Source organism: Salinisphaera hydrothermalis C41B8 (assembly GCF_000732535.1).
Lineage (GTDB): Bacteria > Pseudomonadota > Gammaproteobacteria > Nevskiales > Salinisphaeraceae > Salinisphaera > Salinisphaera hydrothermalis.
The window spans coordinates 78258-102447 of record NZ_APNK01000007.1 but is presented as its reverse complement, the minus strand read 5'-3'; the positions used below and the strand labels follow the sequence as shown (position 1 = coordinate 102447).

25 protein-coding genes are annotated in these 24190 nt (G+C 63.8%); 11 read left to right on the top strand and 14 right to left on the bottom strand.

What is annotated here, in order from left to right:
• Positions 1-13 precede the first annotated feature (13 nt).
• The 7 genes from flgF to flgL all read left to right on the top strand — a co-directional run bounded on the left by flgF (position 14) and on the right by flgL (position 7699).
• Complete coding sequence (flgF, locus tag C41B8_RS07065; protein ID WP_037335973.1) at positions 14-769, top strand: flagellar basal-body rod protein FlgF; 756 nt, start codon at positions 14-16, stop codon at positions 767-769.
• 155 nt (positions 770-924) lie between these two features.
• Positions 925-1707, top strand: a complete 783-nt coding sequence (gene flgG, locus C41B8_RS07060; RefSeq protein ID WP_037335970.1) for a flagellar basal-body rod protein FlgG — start codon at positions 925-927, stop codon at positions 1705-1707.
• A 6-nt stretch (positions 1708-1713) separates the two neighbouring features.
• Entirely contained in the window at positions 1714-2418 is a 705-nt protein-coding gene (locus C41B8_RS07055; RefSeq protein ID WP_353214548.1) for a flagellar basal body L-ring protein FlgH, read from the top strand.
• 25 nt (positions 2419-2443) lie between these two features.
• Positions 2444-3565, top strand: coding sequence for a flagellar basal body P-ring protein FlgI (locus C41B8_RS07050; RefSeq protein WP_156962457.1), 1122 nt, complete (start codon positions 2444-2446; stop codon positions 3563-3565).
• The gene (flgJ, locus tag C41B8_RS07045) at positions 3565-4650 is read left to right on the top strand and encodes a flagellar assembly peptidoglycan hydrolase FlgJ (protein ID WP_051883212.1); all 1086 of its coding nucleotides are present in this window, start codon (positions 3565-3567) and stop codon (positions 4648-4650) included. Before C41B8_RS07050 ends, flgJ begins: the two co-directional genes overlap by 1 nt.
• A 189-nt stretch (positions 4651-4839) precedes the next feature.
• On the top strand, positions 4840-6465 hold the full coding sequence (gene flgK, locus C41B8_RS07040) for a flagellar hook-associated protein FlgK (protein WP_037335965.1): 1626 nt from the start codon (positions 4840-4842) through the stop codon (positions 6463-6465).
• Between the two features lie 16 nt (positions 6466-6481).
• Complete coding sequence (flgL, locus tag C41B8_RS07035) at positions 6482-7699, top strand: flagellar hook-associated protein FlgL (protein ID WP_037335963.1); 1218 nt, start codon at positions 6482-6484, stop codon at positions 7697-7699.
• Between the two features lie 113 nt (positions 7700-7812).
• On the opposite strand, the gene fliR is transcribed toward flgL, so the two are convergent.
• From fliR to fliF, 13 genes are all read right to left on the bottom strand, one after another.
• Entirely contained in the window at positions 7813-8610 is a 798-nt protein-coding gene (gene fliR / locus C41B8_RS07030; protein ID WP_037335960.1) for a flagellar biosynthetic protein FliR, read from the bottom strand.
• Complete coding sequence (gene fliQ / locus C41B8_RS07025; protein WP_037335956.1) at positions 8607-8876, bottom strand: flagellar biosynthesis protein FliQ; 270 nt, start codon at positions 8874-8876, stop codon at positions 8607-8609. The genes fliR and fliQ overlap by 4 nt, the downstream gene beginning before the upstream one ends.
• Before the next feature lie 327 nt (positions 8877-9203).
• Positions 9204-9950, bottom strand: coding sequence for a flagellar type III secretion system pore protein FliP (gene fliP, locus C41B8_RS07020; protein ID WP_037335953.1), 747 nt, complete (start codon positions 9948-9950; stop codon positions 9204-9206).
• Entirely contained in the window at positions 9950-10489 is a 540-nt protein-coding gene (gene fliO, locus C41B8_RS19495; RefSeq protein WP_051883211.1) for a flagellar biosynthetic protein FliO, read from the bottom strand. The genes fliP and fliO overlap by 1 nt, the downstream gene beginning before the upstream one ends.
• Complete coding sequence (fliN, locus tag C41B8_RS21050) at positions 10486-11001, bottom strand: flagellar motor switch protein FliN (protein WP_037335950.1); 516 nt, start codon at positions 10999-11001, stop codon at positions 10486-10488. The genes fliO and fliN overlap by 4 nt, the downstream gene beginning before the upstream one ends.
• Complete coding sequence (gene fliM / locus C41B8_RS07005; RefSeq protein ID WP_037335948.1) at positions 10998-12011, bottom strand: flagellar motor switch protein FliM; 1014 nt, start codon at positions 12009-12011, stop codon at positions 10998-11000. The genes fliN and fliM overlap by 4 nt, the downstream gene beginning before the upstream one ends.
• Before the next feature lie 2 nt (positions 12012-12013).
• Entirely contained in the window at positions 12014-12496 is a 483-nt protein-coding gene (gene fliL / locus C41B8_RS07000; RefSeq protein ID WP_051883210.1) for a flagellar basal body-associated protein FliL, read from the bottom strand.
• Between the two features lie 52 nt (positions 12497-12548).
• Positions 12549-14078 carry a flagellar hook-length control protein FliK gene (locus C41B8_RS19490; RefSeq protein ID WP_051883209.1) on the bottom strand — a complete coding sequence of 510 codons (1530 nt, stop codon included), beginning with the start codon at positions 14076-14078 and terminating at the stop codon, positions 12549-12551.
• A 21-nt stretch (positions 14079-14099) separates the two neighbouring features.
• Entirely contained in the window at positions 14100-14540 is a 441-nt protein-coding gene (fliJ, locus tag C41B8_RS06990; protein ID WP_037335945.1) for a flagellar export protein FliJ, read from the bottom strand.
• A complete protein-coding gene (gene fliI, locus C41B8_RS06985) occupies positions 14537-15928 on the bottom strand; it encodes a flagellar protein export ATPase FliI (protein ID WP_084188624.1) in 1392 nt (463 codons plus the stop codon). The genes fliJ and fliI overlap by 4 nt, the downstream gene beginning before the upstream one ends.
• The gene (locus C41B8_RS06980) at positions 15928-16638 is read right to left on the bottom strand and encodes a flagellar assembly protein FliH (RefSeq protein WP_084188622.1); all 711 of its coding nucleotides are present in this window, start codon (positions 16636-16638) and stop codon (positions 15928-15930) included. The genes fliI and C41B8_RS06980 overlap by 1 nt, the downstream gene beginning before the upstream one ends.
• Positions 16625-17629 (bottom strand): flagellar motor switch protein FliG, encoded by a 1005-nt coding sequence (fliG, locus tag C41B8_RS06975; protein ID WP_037335943.1) that lies wholly within the window; start codon positions 17627-17629, stop codon positions 16625-16627. Before fliG ends, C41B8_RS06980 begins: the two co-directional genes overlap by 14 nt.
• A complete protein-coding gene (gene fliF / locus C41B8_RS06970) occupies positions 17622-19367 on the bottom strand; it encodes a flagellar basal-body MS-ring/collar protein FliF (RefSeq protein WP_037335942.1) in 1746 nt (581 codons plus the stop codon). The genes fliG and fliF overlap by 8 nt, the downstream gene beginning before the upstream one ends.
• A 276-nt stretch (positions 19368-19643) precedes the next feature.
• Here fliF and fliE point away from each other — a divergent pair, with 276 nt between their 5' ends.
• Positions 19644-19973 carry a flagellar hook-basal body complex protein FliE gene (gene fliE, locus C41B8_RS06965; protein WP_037335939.1) on the top strand — a complete coding sequence of 110 codons (330 nt, stop codon included), beginning with the start codon at positions 19644-19646 and terminating at the stop codon, positions 19971-19973.
• A gap of 153 nt (positions 19974-20126) precedes the next feature.
• On the opposite strand, the gene C41B8_RS06960 is transcribed toward fliE, so the two are convergent.
• Positions 20127-21245 carry a FliC/FljB family flagellin gene (locus C41B8_RS06960; RefSeq protein WP_037335937.1) on the bottom strand — a complete coding sequence of 373 codons (1119 nt, stop codon included), beginning with the start codon at positions 21243-21245 and terminating at the stop codon, positions 20127-20129.
• A gap of 284 nt (positions 21246-21529) precedes the next feature.
• Here C41B8_RS06960 and C41B8_RS06955 point away from each other — a divergent pair, with 284 nt between their 5' ends.
• The 3 genes from C41B8_RS06955 (at position 21530) to cmoA (ending at position 24143) form a co-directional block, all read left to right on the top strand.
• Positions 21530-22243 carry an RNA polymerase sigma factor FliA gene (locus tag C41B8_RS06955; protein ID WP_037335935.1) on the top strand — a complete coding sequence of 238 codons (714 nt, stop codon included), beginning with the start codon at positions 21530-21532 and terminating at the stop codon, positions 22241-22243.
• Between the two features lie 412 nt (positions 22244-22655).
• On the top strand, positions 22656-23375 hold the full coding sequence (locus C41B8_RS06950) for a methyltransferase family protein (protein ID WP_051883207.1): 720 nt from the start codon (positions 22656-22658) through the stop codon (positions 23373-23375).
• Positions 23376-23390: 15 nt separating this feature from the next.
• Positions 23391-24143, top strand: coding sequence for a carboxy-S-adenosyl-L-methionine synthase CmoA (gene cmoA / locus C41B8_RS06945; RefSeq protein ID WP_037335930.1), 753 nt, complete (start codon positions 23391-23393; stop codon positions 24141-24143).
• The last annotated feature ends 47 nt before the right edge of the window (positions 24144-24190 follow it).

Sequence of the window (24190 nt, the reverse complement as noted above, 5' to 3'; positions counted from 1 at the left end):
ATAGGACCTCACCATGGATCGATTGATCTATACGGCGCTGTCCGGCGCGAGCCAGATTCTGGATCGCCAGGCGGTGGTCGCCAACAATCTGGCCAACGCCTCGACGACCGGCTTCAAGGCCGCGTTGTCGGCTTATCGGGCGGTGCCGGTGAACGGCTCGGGGCTGGCCACGCGGGCGATCACGGCCGAGACGACGCCCCAGGCCGATTTTTCGCAGGGGCCGATCGAGCATACCGGTCGCGCGCTGGATGTCGCGGTCAACGGCCCGGGCTGGCTGGCCGTGCAAGCCGACGATGGCAGCGAGGCCTATACCCGCGACGGCAACCTGCAGATCGATTCCACCGGCCTGCTGCGTAGCGGTGGGCATCCGGTGCTGTCGAACAACGGCCAGCCGATCGTGCTGCCGCTGAATGCCAAGGTCACGATTGCCGACGACGGCACGATCTCGGCGCTCGGCGCGGGGCAGCAACCGAACACCATCGCCCAGGTCGGCCAGCTCAAGCTGGTCGGCCAGCCCGACGATGGCATGACCCGCGGCGGCGACGGGCTGTTCCGGGCGACCTCGCCGGACGGCGGGACGGCCGGCCCGTTGCAGCAGGACAATACGGTGCGGGTGGAGTCCGGCTCGCTGGAAGACAGCAATGTGTCGCCCACCGAGGCCATGGTCGGGATGATCAGCGATGCCCGTCAGTTCGGGATGCAGATGAAGATGCTGTCCTCGGCCGACGACAACGCGCGTTCCGCCAACAAGCTGCTGGATGTGACATAGCGCTAGCGCGCTATTGCATCGGGCAAGCCGGTCACGGTTTGCCGCATCGGCACGGATTCGCGCGATCTCGCGGGTCGGGTGTCGCCACAACGCGTAACGCATCGACGTAACGATCGCGGCTGCCCGCCGGGCAGCCGCTAACGAGGGGAAAACTCATGATCCGATCACTCTGGATCGCGAAGACCGGTCTGGAAAGTCAGCAGACCAAGCTCGACACGATCTCCAATAACCTGGCCAACGTGTCGACGAACGGCTTCAAGCGCTCGCGGCCGGTGTTTCAGGATCTGCTGTATCAGGACGTGCGTCAGCCGGGAGCGTCGTCCTCGGTGCAGACCAATCTGCCGTCCGGTCTTCAGATCGGTTCCGGCGTACAGGCCGTGGCCACCGAGCGTCTGCATACCCAGGGTAGCCTGGAGCAGACCGGCAACTCCAAGGACGTCGCGATCGAAGGCAAGGGCTTCTTTGCCATCCAGATGCCCGACGGCAGCACGGCTTATACCCGAGACGGCGGTTTTCAGCTCGACCAGAACGGTCAGCTGGTCACGGCGTCCGGTTTTCCGGTCGAGCCCGGCATCACCATTCCGCAGAACGCGCTGTCGATCACGATCGCGCAAGACGGCACGGTGTCGGTAACGCAGCCGGGCAGCACCGGCTCCAACCAGATCGGCCAGATGCAGTTGTCGACCTTCATCAATCCGGCCGGCCTCGAGAGCATCGGTAACAATCTGTACAAGGAAACCACCTCGTCCGGGCCGCGTAACGACAACCCGCCGGGCGTGAACGGCGCGGGGCTGCTGCGACAGAAATATGTCGAAACCTCGAACGTCAACGTGGTCGAGGAAATGGTGAACATGATCGCCACCCAGCGCGCCTACGAGATCAACTCCAAGGCGGTTCAGACCTCCGACCAGATGCTTCAGCGTCTGTCCCAGCTCTGATCGATGATGCGTCGCTCGTTTTCTTATTCCGCGCCGGGCCGCGCCGCCATGGTGCGCCCGGTGCTGGGGATGGTCATGATCGCGGTGCTCGCGGGCTGCGCCCAGCTGCCGCGGCATAACATCGTGACCGGGCCGACCACGGCCCAGCCCCAGCCGCCACCCAAGCCGGCGAGCAACGGATCGATCTTTGAATCGTCCTACAACAAGCCGTTGTTCGAGGATCGGCGCCCGCGGCGGGTGGGAGACATCCTGACCGTGGTGTTCAACGAGAACCTGTCGGCCACGAAATCGTCGGCCGCCAAGGCGAACCGCAAGGGCTCGATCGGGTTCAACCCGGCATCGGTGCCCGAGGCACTGGGCAAGTGGCTGACCAAGCAGAAGACCGATCTGTCGGGATCGAACGATTTCCAGGGCTCGGGCAACGCCAATGCATCGAATACGTTCACCGGCAAGATCACGGTCACGGTGATGCAGGTGCTGCCCAACGGCAATCTCAAGGTGGCCGGCGAGAAGCGGATCGGGATCAACCAGGGCACCGAGTACGTCTTGTTCTCGGGGGTGGTCAATCCGCGCATGATCGATGCCGACAGCACGATCACGTCGACCCAGGTGGCCAACGAACGGCTCGAGTACTACGGCGACGGCTATATCAACGAAGCCGAGCATATGGGCTGGCTGCAGCGCGCGCTGCTCAATATTTCACCGCTCTGACCAATCGCGTCAGCCGAGGGATGCAATGAAAGGGGGCATGATTCGCAGCGTAGTGTGGGCCGCGATCACTTTGATGATCGGGCTGGCCGCGTCGCTGCCGGCCAGCGCACAGCGCCTGGGCGATATCGCGACGTTCGACGGCGTGCGCTCGAACCCGCTGGTGGGCTACGGGCTGGTTGTAGGGTTGAACAATACCGGTGACCAGACCACGCAGACGCCGTTTACCGGTCAGGCCGTGCGCAACATGCTCACTCAGCTCGGGGTGACCGTGGCCGGCGGCACGAATATGCAGTTGAAGAACGTGGCCGCCGTGATGGTCACGGCCGATCTGCCGGCGTTCGCCGCCACCGGGCAGAACATCGACGTGACCGTATCCTCGATCGGCAACGCCAATTCGCTGACCGGCGGCACGCTGTTGATGACCCCGCTCAAGGGTGCCGATGGCAAGATCTATGCGTTGGCCCAGGGCAGCGTGTTGGCGCCGGGGCTGAGCGTGAAGGCGGCCGGGTCGAGCGTACAGGTCAACCAGACCGCGGCCGGCCGTATTCCCGAAGGTGCGGTAGTCGAGCGTACCGTCGAGTCCAAGCTGGCCACGCACGGCACCATTGATCTGGAACTCAAGAACGCCGATTTCGCGACTGCAACGCGCGCGATGGAGGCTGTGAACAATCGCTTCGGTCGTTCGATCGCGACCGCCAAGAACCCGCGCCTGATCTCGATCGAGGTGCCACCGAATATCGGGTCGACGGTCGCGTTCATGGCCGCGATCCAGAACATCCAGGTCCAGCCCGGCACGCCCAAACCGCGCGTGATCCTCAATTCACGGACCGGCTCGGTGGTCATGAACGGCCAGGTCACGCTCGATCCGGCGGCGGTCGCCCACGGCAGCCTGTCAGTGACGATCCAGTCCAACCCGATCGTCTCGCAGCCCAATGCCTTGTCGGGCGGCCAGACCGCCGTGGTACCGAATGCCAATATCAATGTTCAGCAGGGCGATGGCTCGCTGAATTACGTGCCGCGCAGTACGTCACTGCGCCAGGTCATCGATGCGCTCAACCGATTGGGTGCGACGCCGGTGGATCTGATGGCCATTCTCGAGGCCCTCAAGGCCGCGGGTGCACTCAATGCTGATCTGGAAGTGATCTGATGACGCCTGATGCCGCAAGTGGCGCGTTCGCCTACGACGTATCCGCGATCGACAAGCTCAAGTACACCGCCAAGAAGCAGGCGGACGGCGGGGTGCACGAGGCATCGAAGCAATTCGAGGCCATGTTCATCAAGCAGATGCTGTCGGCAATGCGCAAGGCGATTCCCAAATCGCATCTGCTGGGCGACTCGTCGGCCGACAAGCAGTATCAGGACATGATGGACGCGCAGTGGTCGCAGACCATGGCCCAGCGCGGCATGGGGCTGGCCAAGATGCTCGACAAGCAGCTGACCGGACATGCCGCGCCGTCCGGCGCGCGTATTGACAGTCAGGCCGCGGCGGCAGCGCCCAAAATTGCGCAGGCGACGCCACGCGCGTTGGCGCCCTCGGAGTCGCTGGCCTCGATCAAGGCGCAGCGCGAGGCGGCCGCACAGGCGGCCAAGAGCGCGGCGGCGACGGCCAACAGCGATTCCGCGCCCCTGATCGCGGAACCACCGAATGCCGGAGCCCCGTTGCTGGCGCTCGCCGATACGCCGACCGACTCAGACCCGGTGACGCCCGGCCACGTCCGCGATTTCGTCCAGCGCCTGGAAGCGCCGGCCCAGCTGGCGGCCCGCCGTACGGGGTTGTCGCCGCGACTGATTCTCGCCCAGGCCGCACTCGAAACCGGCTGGGGACGCCACGAGATCACGACCGATAGCGGCGCACAAAGCTTCAACGTGTTCAATATCAAGGCGGATGGCTGGAACGGGCCGTCCACCGATGTCACCACGCATGAATATGCCGACGGCGCCATGCAATCCACGAAGGCCGGTTTTCGGGTGTACGACTCGTATAACCAGGCGTTCTCCGACTACGCCCGGCTGATCGATTCTTCGCCGCGCTATGCCGCGGCGCGCCAGGCCGCCACGCCGGAGGCCGCCGCGCGTGCCTTGCAGAACGGCGGTTATGCCACCGATCCGGGCTATGCCGACAAGCTGGTGGCGGTGATGAACTCGATCCCCGCCAGCCAGCCGGGCGGCCTGTTCGCCGAGGGCGGCACGCCGGTGGTCGATATGACCTCGAACAGCGGACCGCTGGTCTAGACATCGCGTCGAGCCACGGCTTGGCTGTTGTGATATCGGAGGAGGCGCGGGGCAGCGCCGGCGGCGATAGGGGGATCTCCGATCGCCGAACGGAAATATGGCCGGCACGGCTCAAGTTTCGTCGTCGTCGGCCGTTGAAGTTTAAGTAGCGGCCAAAGACCGCGCGCCGAGAAGAGGAACACCGCCGTCATGTCCAATCTGTTCGGAATCGGCCTGTCGGGTCTGAGTGCAGCCCAGGCCGGGCTGAATACCACCAGCAACAACATCAGCAACGTCAACACGCCCGGCTATACGCGGCGCAAGACGCAGCTGTCGGAAGTTGCCGGATCGCAAGAAGCCGGCGGCGTCCAGGTGACCGGGGTCCAGCGTCAGTACGCCCAGTTCCTCACGGCGCAGCTCAACGCCGCGCAATCGAAGGCATCGGCGACCACCAGTCATCTCGATCAGGTCTCCCAGATCGATAACCTGCTGTCCGACAGTACGTCGGGGTTGGCGCCGCGCATGCAGAGTTTCTTCGACAGCCTGTCGACGTTGGCCGGTTCGCCTCAGGACTCTTCGGCGCGCAACGCGGTGCTCGGCGATGCGCAGGATATGGCCAGCCGGTTCCGCTCGTTTGCTTCCACGCTGTCGGATATGGGCGATGCCGTCGACAAGCAGGTCAAAAGCGCCGTCAGCGAGGTGAACAACAACGCCTCGCAGATCGCCGCCCTCAACAAGCAGATCACGGTGACCCAGGCCCGCACCGGTCAGCCGCCCAACAAGCTGCTCGACCAGCGCGACGAGTTGGTGGCCAAGACATCAAAGCTGATCAATGTCGATGTCACCAAGAACGACGACGGCAGCTACAACCTCACCGTCGGCGGTCAGTCGCTGGTGGATGCCAACGGTAGTCACAAGCTGACAACGGTGGCCTCCGCCAACGATCCGACGCAGCAGCGGCTAGGGTATGTCAGTGCCGATGGCGGCACGCGTGAGATCCCCAACGCCCGTGTCACCGGCGGCGAGATCGGCGGCCTTTTGTCGTTTGCCGCCGATTCGCTGGCGCCGGCACAGGCCAAGCTCAATCAGACCGCGCACGACCTGGCGACCGCGGTCAACGCACAGCACGAACAAGGCACCGATCTCAACGGAAACCCCGGACAGGCGCTGTTCACCACCAGCCAGCCGTCGGTGTATGCCAGTCAGAACAATACCGGCAGCGCGACGCTCTCCGCGTCGTTTGCCGCCGGCCAGACCGATGCCGTCACCGCCGATAACTATCGTGTGAAATACACCGGCAGCGGTTACCAGGTCACGCGGGCCAGCGACGGCGCGAGCGTGAACGCCAACTTCGACAGCGCCTCGAACACGCTGTCCTTCGGTGGCCTGAATGTCTCGGTATCGGGCAACCCGGCCCAGGGCGATACGTTTGCCGTGCGGCCGTTGGATAACGCCGCCTCGTCGTTCTCGGTCGCGATTTCCGATCCGGCCAAACTGGCGGCGGCACAGGGGGGCGGCGTCGGCGATAACAAAAACGCCAATGCTCTGGCCGCCCTGCAACAAGCCAATGTGGTGGAAGGCAATCGCAGTTTTTCCGATAACTACTCCCAGCTGGTCGGCAATATCGGCAACCAGACCCAGTCGTTGCAGGTGAATTCCGATTCGGAAAGCGCGCTGACGAAGGAACTGAGCCAGGCCCAGCAATCGGTTGCCGGCGTCAACCTCGACGAGGAAAACGTCAACCTTATGTACTACCAGCAGATGTACCAGGCCAACGCCCGCGTCATCCAGACCGCCTCGACCGTGTTCGACACGGTTCTGGGGCTGGGCCGATAACCTTCGAGGCTAAGCCATGCGTCTCAGCACCAATACCATCTATGCCCAGGGCACCCAGTCGATCCTGGACCAGCAGACCCGTGTGTCGCAGATCGGCGAAAAGCTGGCCACCGGCAAGCGGATCAACAAGCCATCGGACGATCCGCGCGGCGCCGCGCAACTGCTGGATATGCAGCAGGCCAGCCAGATCAACGATCAGTACGCGAGTACCCGGTCGACCGCTGAAACCCAGTTGTCCACCGAGGAAAACCAGCTCAACCAGGTGACCACCGCCCTGGATTCCGCCAAGCAGGCGCTGGTGCAAGCCAGTAATGGCACCTTGAGCAACGCCGATCGCGATTCGCTGGCCAACAAGCTCGACGGCGTGTATCAGCAGTTGTTGTCGGCGGCCAACGCCAAGGACGGCAACGGCGACGCCATCTTCGCCGGCTATAGCTCGAGTGCCACCGCCTTCACCGGCAGCCCGGGCAATCTGGTCTACAGTGGTGACCAGGGCCAGCGCGAACTTCAGGTCGATGGCTCTCGTCGCATAACGGTCAACGACCCGGGCTCGAGCGTGTTTGCGGCGACGACGGCGAACGCCAAGTATGTGGCGACCGCCGACGGTAGCAACAGCGGCAGCACGACCTATGCGTCGCTGGACGTGGTCGCATCCAACGCCAGCGATTTCGGCGATACCTTCAAGCTGAGCTTTTCCGGCAGCGGCAGCAGCGCCACCTACAGCGTGGTTGACCAGACGACCGGCAATACGCTGGTTTCGAATGCGGCCTATCAGTCGGGCCAGCAGATCGCGCTAGGCAGTGGCCTGCAGACCACGATCAAGGGCGATCCGACCAACGGCGACAGCTACACCTTCGCCAAGGGTGCGAGTTCCGACAGCAATATCCTGAACGCGTTGGCCAATACCGTCGCCACCCTGCGCCAGCCGGTCGACAGTCCGGCGGCCCAGGCCAAACTGACCAATACGATCAACCGCGCCAACCGCCAGGTCGATAATTCGCTCGACAACGTGTTGTCGGTACGCTCGAACCTGGGCACGAAACTCAGCGCGCTGGATAGCCTCGACAACATCGGCGATACCCAGAGCGTGACCGACAAGCAGAACATCTCGAAGATTCGGGATGTGGATATGGTCTCGGCCATTTCCGACTTCTCGCTGGCCAAGGTCGCGCTACAGGCCGCGCAGCAGACCTTCTCCAGCGTGCAGAAGATGTCGCTTTTTAGTCAGGGCTAACCGGCCCCGGACTCGCGATCGAGAGAGCCGTCAATGAGCCGCGCCGTGTTGACTGCGGCCCGCGATTGCCGGCGCCGCGCGTAGGAGAATGCGCCGATGGTCGCGTGCCGGGTTCAAGTGGTCGGCGATCCGGCCAGTGCGGCCGTGACTTCCAACATGCGCTCGAACAGGGTGTCGAACAGCCGGTGCATGAAGCCGCCCAGATCCGGCATCAGGAAGGTAAGCACGGCCAGGCCGGTCATCAGCGTCATCGGAAAGCCGATCGAGAAGATCGACAGCTGGGGCGATGCGCGGTTGAGAATGCCCATCGCCATATTAATGGTCAGCAGCGTGGCGATCAGCGGCAGCGCCAGACTGACGCCGGCGGTAAACAGAATAGCGCCGGTGCGCGCGGCAAGCATCCAGCCGTTGCCGTCGAATTCGCTGGCGCCGATCGGCAGCAGGGTGAAGCTGCGCGTGAGAATATCGATCAGCACGAGATGGCCGTTGAAGGCCAGGAAAAGCAGCATCGCGATCGTATTGAGGATCTGGCCGAGCACCATCGTATTGGTGCCCATCGCAGCCGAATAAAAAGATGCGAACCCCAGCCCCATCTGCATGCCAATGAATTCGCCGGCGGCCTGCACCACGCCAAAGGCGAGCCGCATCACCAACCCCAGCGCGGCGCCGATCATCACCTGTTGGATGATCAGCCACACGCCGGCGATCGATACCGGCGGCACGTCGGGAATCGGGCCCAGCGTCGGGGCAATGACGAAGGCCAGAAGCCCGGCCAGCCCGATCTGCACCCGGCGCGGCACCATGTTCTCGCCGAATAACGGGGCGGTCGCCACGAAGGCCAGCAGCCGCACGAACGGCCAGAACACGAGCATGACCCAGCCGGTGAGCTGGCCGCTGGTGAAATGGATCATTGCACCAGGTTGGGAATATTCAGGAACAGGTGCCGGGTGAAGTCCATGATCTCGCCGATCAGCCAGGGACCGGCGATGATCAGCACCACGAATACCGCCAGGATCTTGGGAATGAACGACAGCGTCATTTCGTTGATCTGGGTGGCGGCCTGAAAGAGGCTGATCAGCAAGCCAAAAAGCAGCGCCGTGCCGAGCATGGGCGCGGCCATCATCAGCGTCAGCTTCATGCCCTGATAGGCCAGATCCATTACGGTATGCGGTGTCATCGGATCTCTCCTGCGCTAGGGCGTGTTGAGGTTTCGTTCGAGTCCGCGCCAAGCGCTCCCTGAAAATTAACTAGGGGCGGCAAGACGAGGCGTAGCGAACGTGGCGTAGTCGTTCTACGCGAGAGAGCTATAACGCTGTATTGCCGTCGTGTCGTTAATTTGTGGGCGCCTGTCCCTTCGGGTTGGGCCGCCCATAAAAAAATTAGCCAGGGGCGCCCGGCGGCGTTGCGAGTCTGGGTCGTGGCACGCCACGACGCGGCGACTCGCGCCTTGCCGGACACGATTTGCGGTCTCCAACGCGGCGCTCGCACGAAACCTCAACACGCCCTAGTGAAAGCTCTTAGCTAACGAACCGATCAACAGCGTCCAGCCGTCGACCAGCACGAACAGCATCAGCTTGAACGGCAGCGAGATGGTCGCTGGCGGCACCATCATCATGCCCAGCGACATCAACACGCTGGCCACCACCAGATCGATCACCAGAAATGGGATGAAGATCGTGAAGCCGATCTGGAACGCGGTTTTCAGCTCGCTGGTGACGAACGCCGGCAGCAGCACCCGCATGGGGGTGTCCTGTGGCGTCTGAATCGGGCCAACGTTGCCGAGTTTGGCGAACATCGCGATGTCGGGTTCGCGGGTCTGGCGCAGCATGAAGTTGCGCATCGGGCCGGCGCCGCGCACCAGGGCCTGCTGGAAGGTGATGTCGTTGTTCGACAGCGGTTGATAGGCGACGTTGTACACCTTGTGGAACACCGGCGACATCACGAAGAAAGTCAGAAACAACGCCAGTCCGAGCAGCACCTGATTCGGCGGGGCGGTCGGCGTACCGAGTGCGCTGCGCAACAGGCTGAGCACGATGATGATGCGCGTGAAGCCGGTCATCAGCAGCAGGACGGCCGGCAGGAAGGCCAGCGCGGTAAACAGCACCAGCGTCTGGACCGAAACGGTCCATTCCGTGCCGCCGCTCGACAGCGGCTGACTGATCACGCCGGGCAGGCCTGAGCCGCCGGTCGTCTGGGCCGCGGCCGTACCGGCCAGGAACAATCCAAAGACGAATGCGAGCAGGCGCATCATCACGAGCGGCCTCGCCCGGTCAGGCGTGTCAGGTTTTCGGCCAGCGCTTGGCCGAAGGTCGGCCGGGCCCCGGTCGGCGCTGCGTGGGGCGTGTCGGGCGAGTCTCGATCGGCAGGTGCGGGACGACGGTGCAGGGCAGTGATGTTCTGCGGCGTCACGCCGAGCACCAGCCATTCGTCTTCGACCTCGATGACCACGACGCGCTCACGCTGACCGAGGCTTCGCGAAGCCACGATCGGGAGCGACTGACTGGCGCGATCACGCTGAAAGCCGAGGCGTTTGAGTGTCCAGGCACACACCAGGATGACGCCGATCACGGCGATGAGCGCGATCGAGGTGCGCCCGATCAGGTTGCCCGGCAGGTCCGCGCCGCTGCTCGGCGTCGTGCCGGCCTGTGTGGTCGCGTGGGTAACGTCAGGCGTCGTCGGGGCGACGTTCTGCTGTGACGCTTGGCCCGGGTCCGGGTGGTCGAACCATGAGGGCGCGATACCGCCCGGCGGCTGCGAAGCCGGGCGGGCGTTCGCTCCTGCGTCGCTCATCGATTGAGTTTGCCGATACGTTCGGCGCGATCGACGATGTCGGTGATGCGAATGCCGTATTTGTCTTCGACCACGACGACCTCGCCCTGGGCGACCAGATAGCCGTTAATCAGGATATCCATCGGCTCGCCGGCGAGACCATCCAGCTCCACGATCGATCCCTTGGCCAGATCCAGCAGTTCGCGGATCGACAGGCGCGTCGAGCCCAGCTCGACCGACAGCGTCACCGGAATTTCCATGATCATGTCGAGATCGCGCGGCGTGCCTCGGGCGGATTCATCCGCGAACGGACGAAACACCGTATCGTCGGCCGCCCGGGGCTCTGCCGCGGTTTCGGCCTCCGCTTGTTCGGCCATGGCTTCGGCCCAGGCGGCGCTCGCATCGTCGTCGGCCGTGGATTCGGCGGCCGTATCCTGCTCCGCGGCGGCCTGTTCGGCCAGGGCCTCGGCCCAGGCGTCGTCGGTGCCGGTCTGATTCTGTTCGGTATCCTGGTCTTTGGGCGAGTCGGTCATGGCTTACGCGTCCTGGGCGAGTCTTGGGTGCCGTGGTCGATCATGCGCGTCACGCGCAGCGCCTTGCGGCCGTTGAGGCGGCCATAGGCGGCGGCGAATACCGGCACGTCGTCGACGCGCGCGGTGACTTCGCCGGGCAGCTCGATCGGCAGCACGTCACCGACGGCGAGCCGGCTGACCCGGCCAATGGTGGATTCGATCGTGGTGAAGTCGGCGGTCAGCGGCACATGGCTGCGCTTGACCTCGCCGGCCAGGCGCTGAGCCCGGGCTTCCTGTTCCTCCGGATCGGCTTTCTGCAGCGCCGTATTGGTTAGAACCTCGCGAATCGGTTCGATCATCGCGTAGGGAATACAGATATTGAAATCCGCCCCGAACGCGCCGACCTCGAGATGAAACGTCGTGTTGACCACCAGCTCATTGGGCGAGCTCGTGATATTCGCGAAACGCACCTGCATCTCGGCGCGCTGGAATTCCATTTCCAGCGGATAGACGTTACGCCAGCCCTGGTCGTAGCTTTCGAGCGCGAGGGTCAGCAGGCGGCCGATGATGCGTTGCTCGGTATGCGTGAACTCTCGCCCCTCCGACTTGGTGAGGAAGCGGCCATCACCGCCGAACAGGCTGTCGACGACCAGGAACACCATGTTCGGCGGGAACACCATCAACGCATTGCCACGCAGCGGTTTCATCCCGAACAGGTTGATGTTGGCCGGCACTGGGAGATTGCGCGTGAATTCGCTGTACGCCTGGATCTTGACCGAGTCGACCGTGATGTCGGCGCTGCGCCGAATCAGATTGAACAACGACATGCGGAAATCGCGGGCAAAACGCTCGTTGATGATGTCGAGCGTATGCAGCCGACCCCGCACCACGCGCTGCTGCGTGGCCGGATCGAACGGCCGGATGCGTTTGCCGGTGGCGGTTTGTTCAGCTTCGGCCGGTTCGTCCTCGCCGCTCACCCCCTTGAGCAGCGAGTCGATCTCGGCCTGCGAGAGCATATCGTCGTCGGCCATGGCTACTGAACGATAAAATCGGTGAACAACACATTCTTGATCGCGACCGGCTTGCCGTCCTTCTCATACGGTTTGCGCAGGGTCTCTCGCAATGTTTTCGCGATCTCGCGCTTGCCGCTGGCGCTGGTCAGCGCGTCGGCCGACTGATCGCTTAGCGTGATCAGCATGCGATTACGCACTTCCGGCATATGCGCGGTGAGCGTATCGGCGGTGGCCTGATTGGCAACCGCGAGCGACAGCCCGATATAGAGCACGCGCGAATCGCCGGACAGATTCACCGTCATCGGATCGACCTTGACGAACGTCGGCTTGGGCGGCGGTTGTTCCGCCGCCTGAGCGCTGCCGCTATGGCCCTTCATGAAATAGAAATAGCCACCGGCGCCCGCGGCGAGTACGGCGACGAGCACGACCACGCCGATCAGCAGCAGCGTACGGGCCGCGCCTTGTTGACGTCGGCGGGATGAAAACGAATCAGAGTGAGTCATTGAGAAAATATCAGAGTGGGCAAACCGTCTGGCTTTATCGGCCGATTGGCGCTCAAGCAAAGATGTCGATGCCGCTGATGGGCCCGGCGCGGCGCGAAACAGGCGACACAGCGCTCGTGTCATCGAGCGACGTCTCGGTTACCGCGGCGATTTCGGCGGACGGCCGCCCGCTACGCTGGCCCGATTGATCGTCCCGGCCGGCGAATGCGGCCTGGCTGTTCTGGTCGCCCACCGAGGCCTGGCCGAGCGACAGCCCGCCGGCGGCCAGCGACTGGCGCAGTTGAGGCAATGCCGCTTCGACCGCATCACGGACATGGGCATGGGCCGCCGCGAAATGGATCTGGGCCTGATTATGATCGTTGACCGTGACCGAGATATTGATCTGGCCCAGCTCGCGCGGGTGTAACTGAATCTGGGCCAGCTGTTGGCCGGAGCCGACCAGCCGCATCGTGTGTTGGCCCAGGGCCTGGTTCCAGTCGCTGCTGGCCAACGGCGCACTCAGCGTGGTCTGCGTCGAGGCGGTCGCTGGCGCGCTGGCGGCTTGCCCGTGGGTTGCCGACGTCGAGTGAAGTGCCGACGCCGTGGCGGCCGTCAAAGCGCTGCCGTTCGTGGCACTGGCCGAGGAATCGGTGGTCTGCGTCAGGCTGAAGCGTTGGCCGCTGCGCGCATCCGGGCTGTTCTTGCCGTCTGTAGTCAGCGCGGCCAGAAGCTGGGCCGGATTATCGCCGCGCGTCTGGCCGCTGGCGTCCCCGTTTGACGACCCCTGGCCGCCGTGGCCGCCCAACTGCGTGAACAGCTGTTGCCAGGACGCGCGCAATGACGCCGCGGCCGAGTGCGAATGACCGTGGGTCGCATCGGAGACGCCGGTCTGCGAACCGTTGCCCGGTTTGATCGTCTGCGTGACGATCAACGGCGCCTGGACCAGGGCGGCAATCGGCCCGGTACTGTCGGCTGCGTCCGCGCCTTTCTGCGATTGGGTGTCGTGCGTCTTGTCCGTCGTTGTCTTGCTCGACGACGCGATCTTATGAGGATGCGTGGTCGCCGACCCGGAGCGCGCGGCGGCCCCCTGGGCAGCCGTTTGCGTCTGAGTGGCGGCTTCGGCGGCGGCGCGATTGGCGCTATCCGCGACGTTTCGTGCGTCGCGAGCCGAGGTCTCGGCGATCACGCGATCGGCGGCGTTCTTGTCGGTCTCGGCGCGGCTTGCCAGCTTGGACTCCGTGCTCAGCCGACGACGCACGACATCCGTGTTCTGATGATCTTCGGCCGCGGCGGTTTTCGGGTCGGCGGAGGCCGGCTTCGACTGGGCATCGGCCGAGTGGCCATCGCCTGAATGCTCCGCCTGCGCCACGTGCGAAGCCTGGCGCGAGGACGCATCCTGAGCCGGGGCCTGGCTGCCCGACGTTTGCTGCTGGCCGTTGGATGACGACGCCTGACCCGACCGCGAGTCGCGGGACGCCTGCGACGCCGCGAGCGTGCGCGAGAAATCGGACGTGTTGTTGTTCGACGCGTTCGGCGTCGTCGTGTTTTTCGGCGCCGCGGTCTTGGCCGCGCCCGCGCTCAGTGCCCCCAGATCGATCGTCATGGTTCCCCCCGTTCGAACCGATCAGCCATTGGCCCGGCGCGATGAGCGCCCGGCGGCTTCGTCGTTGTCTTGTTGTTCCCGACGCGCTTCGCGGCGCGCCTCGCTCGCTCGGCGGCGCTCGGCCAGCGCGTCGAACGATTTCAGCCGTCGCTGGCGGTCCTGCCACTGGCTCTTGCCGTCGGCCAGACGATGTTCGCTTTGGGCGACGATCTGCTCCTGCTGGGCGATCGCTTCGTCGAGCGATGCCAGGAAACGCTGATCGTTATCCAGCCGATGCATCGACAGCCCGTCTGCCATCGCCCGCGCCAGCCGTTCGCCATATTCGGCGCGGTAGGCGATCAGGGCGTCGAGTTGCGCCTGGCTGCGGGCGCGCTCGCCGTGCAGGGCGCCCAGTTGGGCAGCCGCGGCGTCGCGTTTTTCGGTAGCCAGTTCGATCAGTGCGTTCAGCGAGGATTGATTCATGACGAAGCGTCGTTGCCGGTGACGAGATCGGCCAGCCGGGCCGTGGCGTCGCCGTGGTCGCTGCGTTCGCCCATGCCCTGCTGGAGAAACTCTTCCATGCGCGGATGCAACGCGATGGCCTGGTCCAGGGTCGGATCGCTGCCTGCCGCATAGGCCCCCACGGCGATCAGATCCCGGCTGCGCTCGTAGCGCGAGAACATACGCTTAAAGTACTGCACGCGCGCGAGCTGCGTTTCGTCGATAAGCGCTGTCATTGCGCGGCTTATTGACGCTTCGATATCGATCGCCGGGTAGTGACCGGCCTCGGCGAGCTGGCGCGAGAGCACGAAATGCCCGTCCAGAATGGCGCGCGCCGAATCCGCGATCGGGTCCTGCTGGTCGTCGCCTTCGGTCAGCACGGTATAGAACGCCGTGATCGAGCCGCTGCCGGCGCGGGCGTTACCGGCGCGCTCGACCAGCGTGGGCAGGCGCGCGAACACCGACGGCGGGTAGCCCTTGGTGGCGGGCGGTTCGCCGATAGCGAGTGCGATTTCGCGCTGGGCCATGGCATAGCGCGTGAGCGAATCCATGATCAGCAATACGTTGAAGCCGCGATCGCGGAAATCCTCCGCGATACGCGTGGCGTAATCGGCGCCCTGCAGACGCAGCAGCGGCGAGGTATCGGCCGGCGCGGCCACCACGACGGCCCGCGCCAGGCCGGCATCGCCGAGGATGTTGTCGATAAAATCCTTGACCTCACGGCCGCGTTCGCCGATCAGGCCGACCACGATCACGTCGGCCGCGGTGAAGCGCGCCATCATGCCGAGCAGCACACTCTTGCCGACGCCGGAACCGGCGAACAGGCCGAGCCGCTGGCCGCGGCCGACTGTCAGCAGGGCGTTGATCGCACGAATGCCGGTATCCAGTACGTCGCTAATTGGAGCGCGCTCGAGCGGGTTGATAGAGCGCGACGCCAGCGCTGCGTAATCGGCGTCCGAGGGCAGCGGCTCGCCATCCAGCGGCCGGCCGCGCGCGTCGAGCACGCGCCCCAGCAGGGCCGGGCCGACCGGTATGGATTTGGCGGCGCCCGGCGCGCTGCCCGGCGGGCCGAGCACCGGCCACACGCGCGCACCGGGGATCAGGCCGGTGGTTTCGGCGAACGGCATCAGCAACAGCGACCGGCCAGAGAAGCCGACCACCTCGGCTTCGGCGTGCTCGCGCCCGTCGATCTGTTCGATCCAGCAGTGGGCCCCGAGCGGGAGGCGCAGCCCGACCACTTCCAGTACCAGGCCGCTGGCCCGTACGAGTTTGCCGCGTTCGCGCACGCGCGGGGTGGCCGCGATCCGCGAGCGCATAGTCGCCAAACGCTGTTCCCAGCCCGACAGCAGATCATCCGCCGAGGGCTGCATCAGTGCTTCTCGTGGCCGACGGCCTGGAGCAGGCGGGCCCAGCGATCGGCGTCCGTGCTGTCGATCTCGCGCTCGTCGTCCTCGATGCGGCAATCGCCGGGGGCGAGCGAGGCATCGGCGCGCAGCCGCCAGCCGGCACCGGCCAGGCTCTGGCCGAGATGATGCTCGATGCGCGACAGCTCCTCGGCTGCGACGTAGAGCGTGGGCGAGCCGGTCAGGCCCGGGTGGTTCTCCAGCAGTTCCTGTACATCGTCGAGGATATGCTCGGGGCGAATCTCGAGGGCGCGTCCGGCCAGTTGCCGCCCGGTCTCGATCGCCAGCTCCACGAGCTGGCGACCAATGCGCTCATCCAGCGCATCCGCCGCCTCGGCGAATTGCGTCACGAGGCGATCGATCGGGGCCAGCCGTTCGGCGATCTCGGCGTCCAGACGTGCCTGTTGTTCGGCACGCGCCTTGGCTTCGCCTTCGGCGTAGCCGTCGGCATAGCCCTGTTCACGGCCGGCCTCGTAGCCTTTCTTTTCGGCTTCTTCCTTGGCGAGTTCGAACAGCGTCATGCTGATCTGGTCCTCGCGGCGCCGGCGGGGCGGGGTAGGCGCGGCCGCGGCTTCGGGCGCGGTTCGGTCGCGTTCGCGCGGCGCGGTGCGGCGTTCCAGCGGATCCATCCGCCAACGCTGCCAGTCGTTGTCGTGCGACGCGCTAGACATATTCATCGTCGTCGCCGCTCAGGGTAATTTCACCCGCGTCGGCCAGACGACGGACCGTATCCAGAATGCGTTTGCGCTCGGATTCGACCTGCGACAGACGCACCGGCCCGCGCATTTCCATGTCCTCACGCAGCAGATCGGCAGCGCGCGAGGCCATGTTGGCAGTGAAGCGGGTGAACAGGGCTTCGCTGGTGCCCTTGAGCGCGACGGCAAGGGTATCGTTGTCGAGCTCGATGAGGATGCGCTGCATCGTCCGGTTGTCGGCTTTTTCGAGATCCTCGAACACGAACATTTCGTCGATGATGCGCTGAGCGAGGTTTTCATCGTGCTCGCGCACACTGGCCAGCGCGGCTTCCTCGTGCGATGAATTCAGCAGGTTGAGAATCTCGGCCGCCGTGCTCACCCCGCCCATCTTGCTGCGCTTGAGATTCTGACCGTCAAGCAGGCTGCCGAGCACTTCGGTGAGCTCGGCCAGCGCGGCCGGTTGTACGCCGGAGAAGGTGGCCACACGCAGGATCACGTCGTTACGCAGGCGTTCCTCGAAGCACAGCAGCACGTCCGCGGCCTGATTGCGCTCCAAATGGACGATGATGGTCGCGATGATCTGCGGATGCTCATCGCGGATCATCTCGGCCACGACGTTCGCTTCCATCATGTTGAGCGCATCGATGCCGGAGCCTTCGTTGTTCTCGAAGATGTCCTCGAGCAGGCTGGCGGCGCGTTCTTCGCCCATGGCTTTGATCAGCACCGAGCGGATGTGCTCGCTGGAGTTGATGTTGATCGCGCCGTACTGGTCGAGCTCGTCGCTGAACTCGCGCAGCACTTCCTCGATCTGCTCCGAAGACACATTACGCAAGGCGGCCATGCGCATGCCGAGTTGTTGCGCATCACGACTGGACAGGTGCTTGAACACCTCGGCGGCGGTGTCGTCGTCCATCGCCATCATCAGGATGGCGCTGCGATCGAGGCCACTGCGGCTGCTGCTCGTGCTAGACATCTTCTTTCATCCAGCCTTTGACGATCATGGCGACCATGCGCGGGTCCTCGCGGGCGGCCTCCTGGGCATTGCGGATCGCATCCGTATGACGCTTGCGCCGCTGGCTCCGCAGTGCCTGTTCGGTCGCGTCTTCCTCCGAATCGGCTTCTGCGGCGGGCGGTGCATTCGAGGCCGTACGGCGCGACGTCACCACCTCGCCGAATAGCCCGCTGCGCTCTGCCAGCGGACGAACCAGACGGCGCCACAGCAGCCACGCGACCAAGGCGAGCACCAGATATTTCAGCGCCTTGATCGCCATCGACTGCAGGGTCGGGTTTTGCCACCACGACGGCGTGGCCGGGGCCTGATCGCCCGATGCGGCCGTGAACGGCATCTGCATGACTTCCACGGAATCGCCACGGGTCGCCGAGTAGCCGATCGCGCCACGGACAAGGCTGCGGATCTGGTCCATCTGTTGTTTCGACAGCCCGGCGGTGGCGTTTTTGCCGCTGCCGGCCGCCAGCGCTTTCTGGTTGATCACAACGGCCACCGACACGCGTTGCACCTGGCCGACCGGATCGGTGACATGGGCAATGGTGTGGTCGAGTTCGTAGTTGGTCGTGTCGCTCTTCGAGGTCGAGATCTGCCCCGAGTTATCCAGGCCAAGCGCGCCATTGGTCTGCAGCGAGCCGTTGCCGTTATTGCTGTTGCCGTTGTTATTGTTGTTCGCGCCGCGCGTATTCTGATTGTTGCCGCCGGCCTTTTTCGGGTTGTTGATCGGCGATGGCTGATTCGGTGTCGGCTGGTTGCTCAGCGCTCCCGGGACGCCGCCCTGGTTGCCGTTTTTGTCGACTTTCTGGCTGGTCTGTTGGCTGCGAATCGCGGCCGGCTTGTTGCCGTTGTTGGGGCTGTAGTTCTCGCTGGTGCGCTCGCGCTTGGCGAAATCCAGATCGGCGACCACTTGGGTGCGCACATTGTCGGCGCCAACGATAGGTGCCAGCAGGTTCTGGATGCGTTGCTGGTACGTCTTTTCGACGCGGGCCGCGTATGCCAGCCGCGTGCCGTCCACGCCGCCATCCCCGGCGTCGCTGCCGGATAGCAGATGCCCGCGGCTGTCCACGATGGTCACGGCGTCGATCGGAAGACCGGGCACCGCGCTGGCCACGAGATTCTGTATCGCCGTGACCTGGCCCTTGGCCAGCGCGCGACCGGAATACAGTTCGAGCACGACTGAAGCCTTGGGCTGCTTCTGGTCACGCACGAAGACGCTTGATTTCGGCATGGCGAGCTGTACCCGGGCGCTCGAGACTTCGTCGATAGTCTCGATCGAGCGCTCCAGTTCGCCTTCGAGCGCGCGCTGATAATTCACTTTCTCCGCGAACTCGCTGATGCCGAAGGGTTCGTTGTCCATCAGCTCGAAGCCGACCCCGCCGCCCTTGGGCAGCCCGTCGCTGGCCATCTGCAAGCGAATGCGGTCGACTCTGGAACGCGGCACCATGATCGTGCTGCCGCCGCCGGACAGCTTATATGGCACCTGCATCTGGTCGAGGCGTGCGGTCACCTCACCGCCGTCACGGTTCGACAAACCGGAATAGAGTACGGCGTAATCGGGCGAACGGGTCCAGAGCAGGAGCGCGACGAGCACGGCCACCGCGGCCGCCACGCCGATTATCAGCGCAATGCGCGGCGACGCGCGCAGACGGGCCATGACATCGGCCAGTCCGCCGCTCGTCGAAGCTTGGGCTTCGGCGCTGCTCATCCATGTCCCCCCGTGATGCGACCGCTTTGCATATCAAAGGTCGCCTGATGCCTCGTGGCGCCGTGCGCGACACGCAGTCGCGGCCCGCGAGCAGTGTCGCAATGGCGCCGGTGGACGATTATTCCGTAGACGTCCAATTTCTAAGCGCCGAATAGCCCGCGATTCGGGCGCTATTTGATCGCATGCCCAAGCCGGGTGCTGCGCTAGCCTCGCGCGTACTCAAGCTGGACTTTTTGCGAGTTCCGAGTTCGGCTTCAGGCAACGAGAGGGGGATATATGAGTATCAGTGCAGGCGGCATGGGGCCGCTGCTTCAGCAAATGCAGGCGGCCGCCGCCCAGGCCGGCGACGCCGGCAACGACAAGGCGGCCGCGAACACGGGCCAGCCGAATTTCGCCGACGCGCTCGTGCATTCGATCGACAAGATCAACGCACTCAAGAGCGACGCGATGGATGCCGGCAAGGCCTATGAAAGTGGTGCGCCGGGCGTCAGCTTGAACAACGTGATGGTCGACATGGCGAAAGCCGATGTGGCGACCAATATGGGGATCCAGGTGCGCAATAGGGTCGTGAGTGCGTACCGCGAGATTATGAATATGCAGGTATAAAAGAGTCGCCAAATGAATTCGAACGTCAGGCGATATGCGGAGACGGGCAAGAAATAAAAGAATTGAAATATCTTGACGCTATTTGGAGTGGCCCAAGCAAAAAGAGGGCATCGCGATGCGATGCCCTCCGATTTCGGTGAATGTAAAGATAGTTTACTGCAGCAGCGACAGCACGCCCTGATTGGAACGGTTGGCCTGCGCGAGCACAGAAGTGCCGGCTTGCTGAAGGATCTGCGCCTTGGACATGGCAGACACTTCACTAGCGTAGTCCGTGTCTTCAATGCGCGAACGCGCCGAGCTCAGGTTGGTGGTGGTAGAGCTGATGTTGTTGATAGCTGAGTCGAGGCGATTTTGAGAGGCACCTAGCGCCGATCGGAAACTATCGATTTTGCTGATAGCGTTGTCGAGTGTATCCAGCGGATTTGCGGTGGAGGGGTTCGCTGACGTGGTGAGCGTGCCGTTGGAGGCGACCGATAGAACGTTGTTAGCGCTATCTTTGACTTGCCCGTTGCCAGCAGCAAAGGTCACGGCACCGCTGGCGGCGGCGAGATTGCCTGTAGAGTCAGTACTCGAGGCATCCACCTGTGAAGCAAGGTCGGAGGCACTTAACGTAGTGCCAGATCCATCATCCCAGTTGTTATTCGCCGCACTGTAGGTGTATTGCGTCCCGGAATCACCCACTGTAACGGTGTCGCCGTCGCTTGCACGAGCAAGAGCGTCGCTTGTGGTAGCCGTTGCATTGCCAGTGACACTGAACCCGCTCAAGCCGAGCGTCGTTGTATCGACGTTTTGCAGCGACAGAGAGATGGTTTGTCCGTCGTTAGCGCCGACTTGTAGCGACACTGTCTGACTACTATTTAGAATTTTTTTTCCGTTGAATTCAGTTTGCCCGGAGATACGATCGATCTCGTCCATGCGAGCACCGATTTCGTCTTGAATCGATTTCAGGTCGGAGCTACTGTTCGTCCCGTTCTGGGCCTGAACAGTCAGTGAGCGAATGCGCTGCAGGTTTGAATTAACCTGATCGAGGGCGCCCTCGGCCGTTTGGGCCAAAGAGATGCCGTCGTTGGCATTCGCCGAGGCTTGGTTGAGACCGTTGATCTGCGAACTCATGCGGTTGGCGATCGCTTCGCCAGCAGCATCGTCCTTGGCCGAGTTGATCTTGCTGCCCGAGGACAAGCGGGTGATTGCGGTGTTGAGTTGGTTCTGCGACTGACGCAGATTGTTCTGTGCGGTCAGCGACAGCGTATTGGTGTTGACGGTGAAAGCCATGTCGAGATTCCTCTCAATGCGTAGTGGTAGTGACGGGATCTTGACCCGTTGTCGCGGCCGTTATTGCCCGCCGCTGACGTTTTATCGTCGGCTTGCGACGGAACTTTAGGGGCGGATGTCGGGAGAATCGTGACGAGCGGAGTGGGCGTATGTTCCGATCCCGCGATTAGTCGACGAAAACGAGGTTTATTCGAGCCATCCGAGGTGGGGCGGCTGTCGCAGACTTCGTGCTGGGGACTGTTTTTATGTCGGGCGAACCCGCCCGCATTCGTCGACGCACGTCTATGTATACCGCTTCCGGCCAACTCGACCGTTCGCAGACTGTGGAAAGCTACATGCCGCTGATCCGGCGGCATGCGCTGGCTCTGCAGGTGCGTTTGCCGCCGAGCGTCGAGCTGGATGATCTGATTCAGGCCGGCATGGTGGGATTGCTCGACGCATTGGACCGGTTCGAGGCCGGGCAGGGGGCGACGTTTGCTACCTATGCGTCCCAGCGCGTGCGCGGCGCGATGATCGACGAACTGCGTAGCCGGGACTGGTTGCCCCGCAGTGTGCGTCGTGGTGCCCGTGAGCTATCGGCGGCGATCGAGCGACTCGAACACCGACTCGGGCGCGCGCCGCGCGAGCGCGAGATCGCCGACGAACTGGATATATCGCTGGATGACTATCATGCGTTGCTCAACGATGTGAACAACGGGCTGATCCTGAGTTATCAGGAGCATGGAACGCCGGAGACCGAGCCCAGCCGATTGGCGGATTCCGTCGAGATCGGGGGCGATCCGTTTGTTGCGACGTTCGCCGACGCGCGCCGAGAGGATCTGATGGCGGCCATCGATGAGCTGCCGGAGCGCGAGCGAATGCTGCTGGGCTTGTACTATCAGGAAGATCTCAATCTCAAGGAGATCGGCGCCGTGCTCGGGGTGACCGAGTCGCGCGTTTGCCAGTTGCATAGCCAGGCCGTAGCGCGCCTGCGCAAGGCCTTGCCGGCCTATCGTTGAGCCGGTCTCCCCGGCGGCAGGATCTCGTGCTGGAGGCCGCAGATTCGGCTCCGGGCGGGCACGGGCACCTCGCGCCATACACCAGAATCGCAATGCCGCAGGGTAGGCGGTTCATGGATGGCCGGGTCGACCACATCGCGCTGCCCCGTGTTGCCGCCCATCCTCATTTTCCAGGAAGCGCTGGCATGGATCCGCGCGAAACCATGCTGGCTGGGGCGGCAGGCCGCTGTATCGCAGTGGATGGTTCGATCGCCGCGCAATCGGACACGCGACTATTGTTCATTCCCGGCATATGAGGAGGCCTGGTGCCGGGCGCCGGCCCGAGAGGGACGACGAGGGCCCTTGTTACGAAGTGATAACGAATCGGAAACTATGCTGCTAGGTTGAACTGCGCGTCACCGGTTTGTTTGAGTTGCTGACATCGCTGGGGCATACCCTCTTTCGTACGCGCAACGTGGTTTTCCCGTTGCTGCTGATTATCGTGTGCGCGCTGCTGCCGCCGGTATCGATCGGCGCGCCGGGTGAAGGCTGGGTCGTTCTGGCCGGCCTGATCGTGCTGGCGTTGGGCCAGGGCCTTCGGATTCTCACCATCGGGCTGGACTATATTCGTCGCGGTGGCCGTGACGGTCGTATTCATGCGGATCGGCTGGTAACCGGCGGCGTCTTCGCAATCTGCCGTAACCCGATGTATACCGGCAACGTCACGATGGTGGTCGGTTTTTTTGCCTTGGCGGGCAATCCGTGGGGGCTGATCATCGGCAGTGCGATCGGGTGGTTTGTCTATCGCGCCATCATTGCGGCCGAGGAATCGTTTCTGGTGGCGGAGTTCGGCGAGGAGTATCGCGAGTACTGTCGCCGCGTCCCGCGCTGGCTGCCGTCGCCGCCCGCCCTGCTGCGCGTGGCTTCCGGGCACCGTTTCGACTGGGCGGCCGTGGTGCTGCGCGAATACGGCACCTTGATGACGACCATGCTTATCGTGTTGATTCTGCTGGGCATCAAGGCGGCTCGTGCGGACGCGCTGGGCGCCTGGGCGCCGTGGCTGGTTGGGATCGCCGTGCTCACGGCGATCGGCTGGGGCGTGGCGCGTTTTCTCAAGAAGACCCGGCGCCTGCGGCCGTGGAATGCCAGTTAGCTCGAGGCCAAGCTGATGACTCCGACCGATCGAGTATTCGACGAGGAATGGCGGCCCTCGGATTTCGCGTTCGATGCGCACGTCGCCGGCGTGTTCGACGACATGGTGTCGCGAAGCGTGCCGTTCTATGACGAAGTCCAGCGCATGCAGACCGAGCTGGCCGTGTCGTTGCTGCCGGATGGCGACAGCCTGGTCTACGACCTGGGATGTTCAACGGCGACCACGCTGGCGGCGATCGCCGGGCACCGGGGCTGCCCGGCCGGGGCCCGTTTTGTCGGCATCGACAACGCGCCCGACATGCTCGACCGCGCTGGCGAGAAGATCGCCGAGCGCGGATTGTCCGATCGGATCGACCTGATTCACGGCGAACTGAACGGCTCGCTGGCGCTGTCGAGCTGCGATATGGTGATCATGAACTGGACGCTGCAGTTCGTGCGCCCGGTCGCGCGCGAAGCGCTGGTGCGCGCGATTGCGGCGGCGCTGCGCCCGGGCGGTGTGCTGTTTCTGTCCGAAAAGATCCTGGTGGGCGATTCGTTGCTCAACCGGCTTTATATCGAGTTCTACTACGATTACAAGCGCAATCGCGGTTATTCGGACACGGAAATTCGTAATAAACGCGAGGCCTTGGAAAACGTCCTCGTGCCATATCGCAGCGACGAGAATCACGACCTGCTTCGCCATTGCGGATTTGCGAGCGTGGATTCATTCTTCCGGTGGTACAACTTCGAGTCGCTGGTTGCGGTGAAGGGCGATCCCCGTCGGGATTGATGCATCTGGACAGTCCGGTCCCGTTGCAGCGCCTGCGCGCAGCGGCG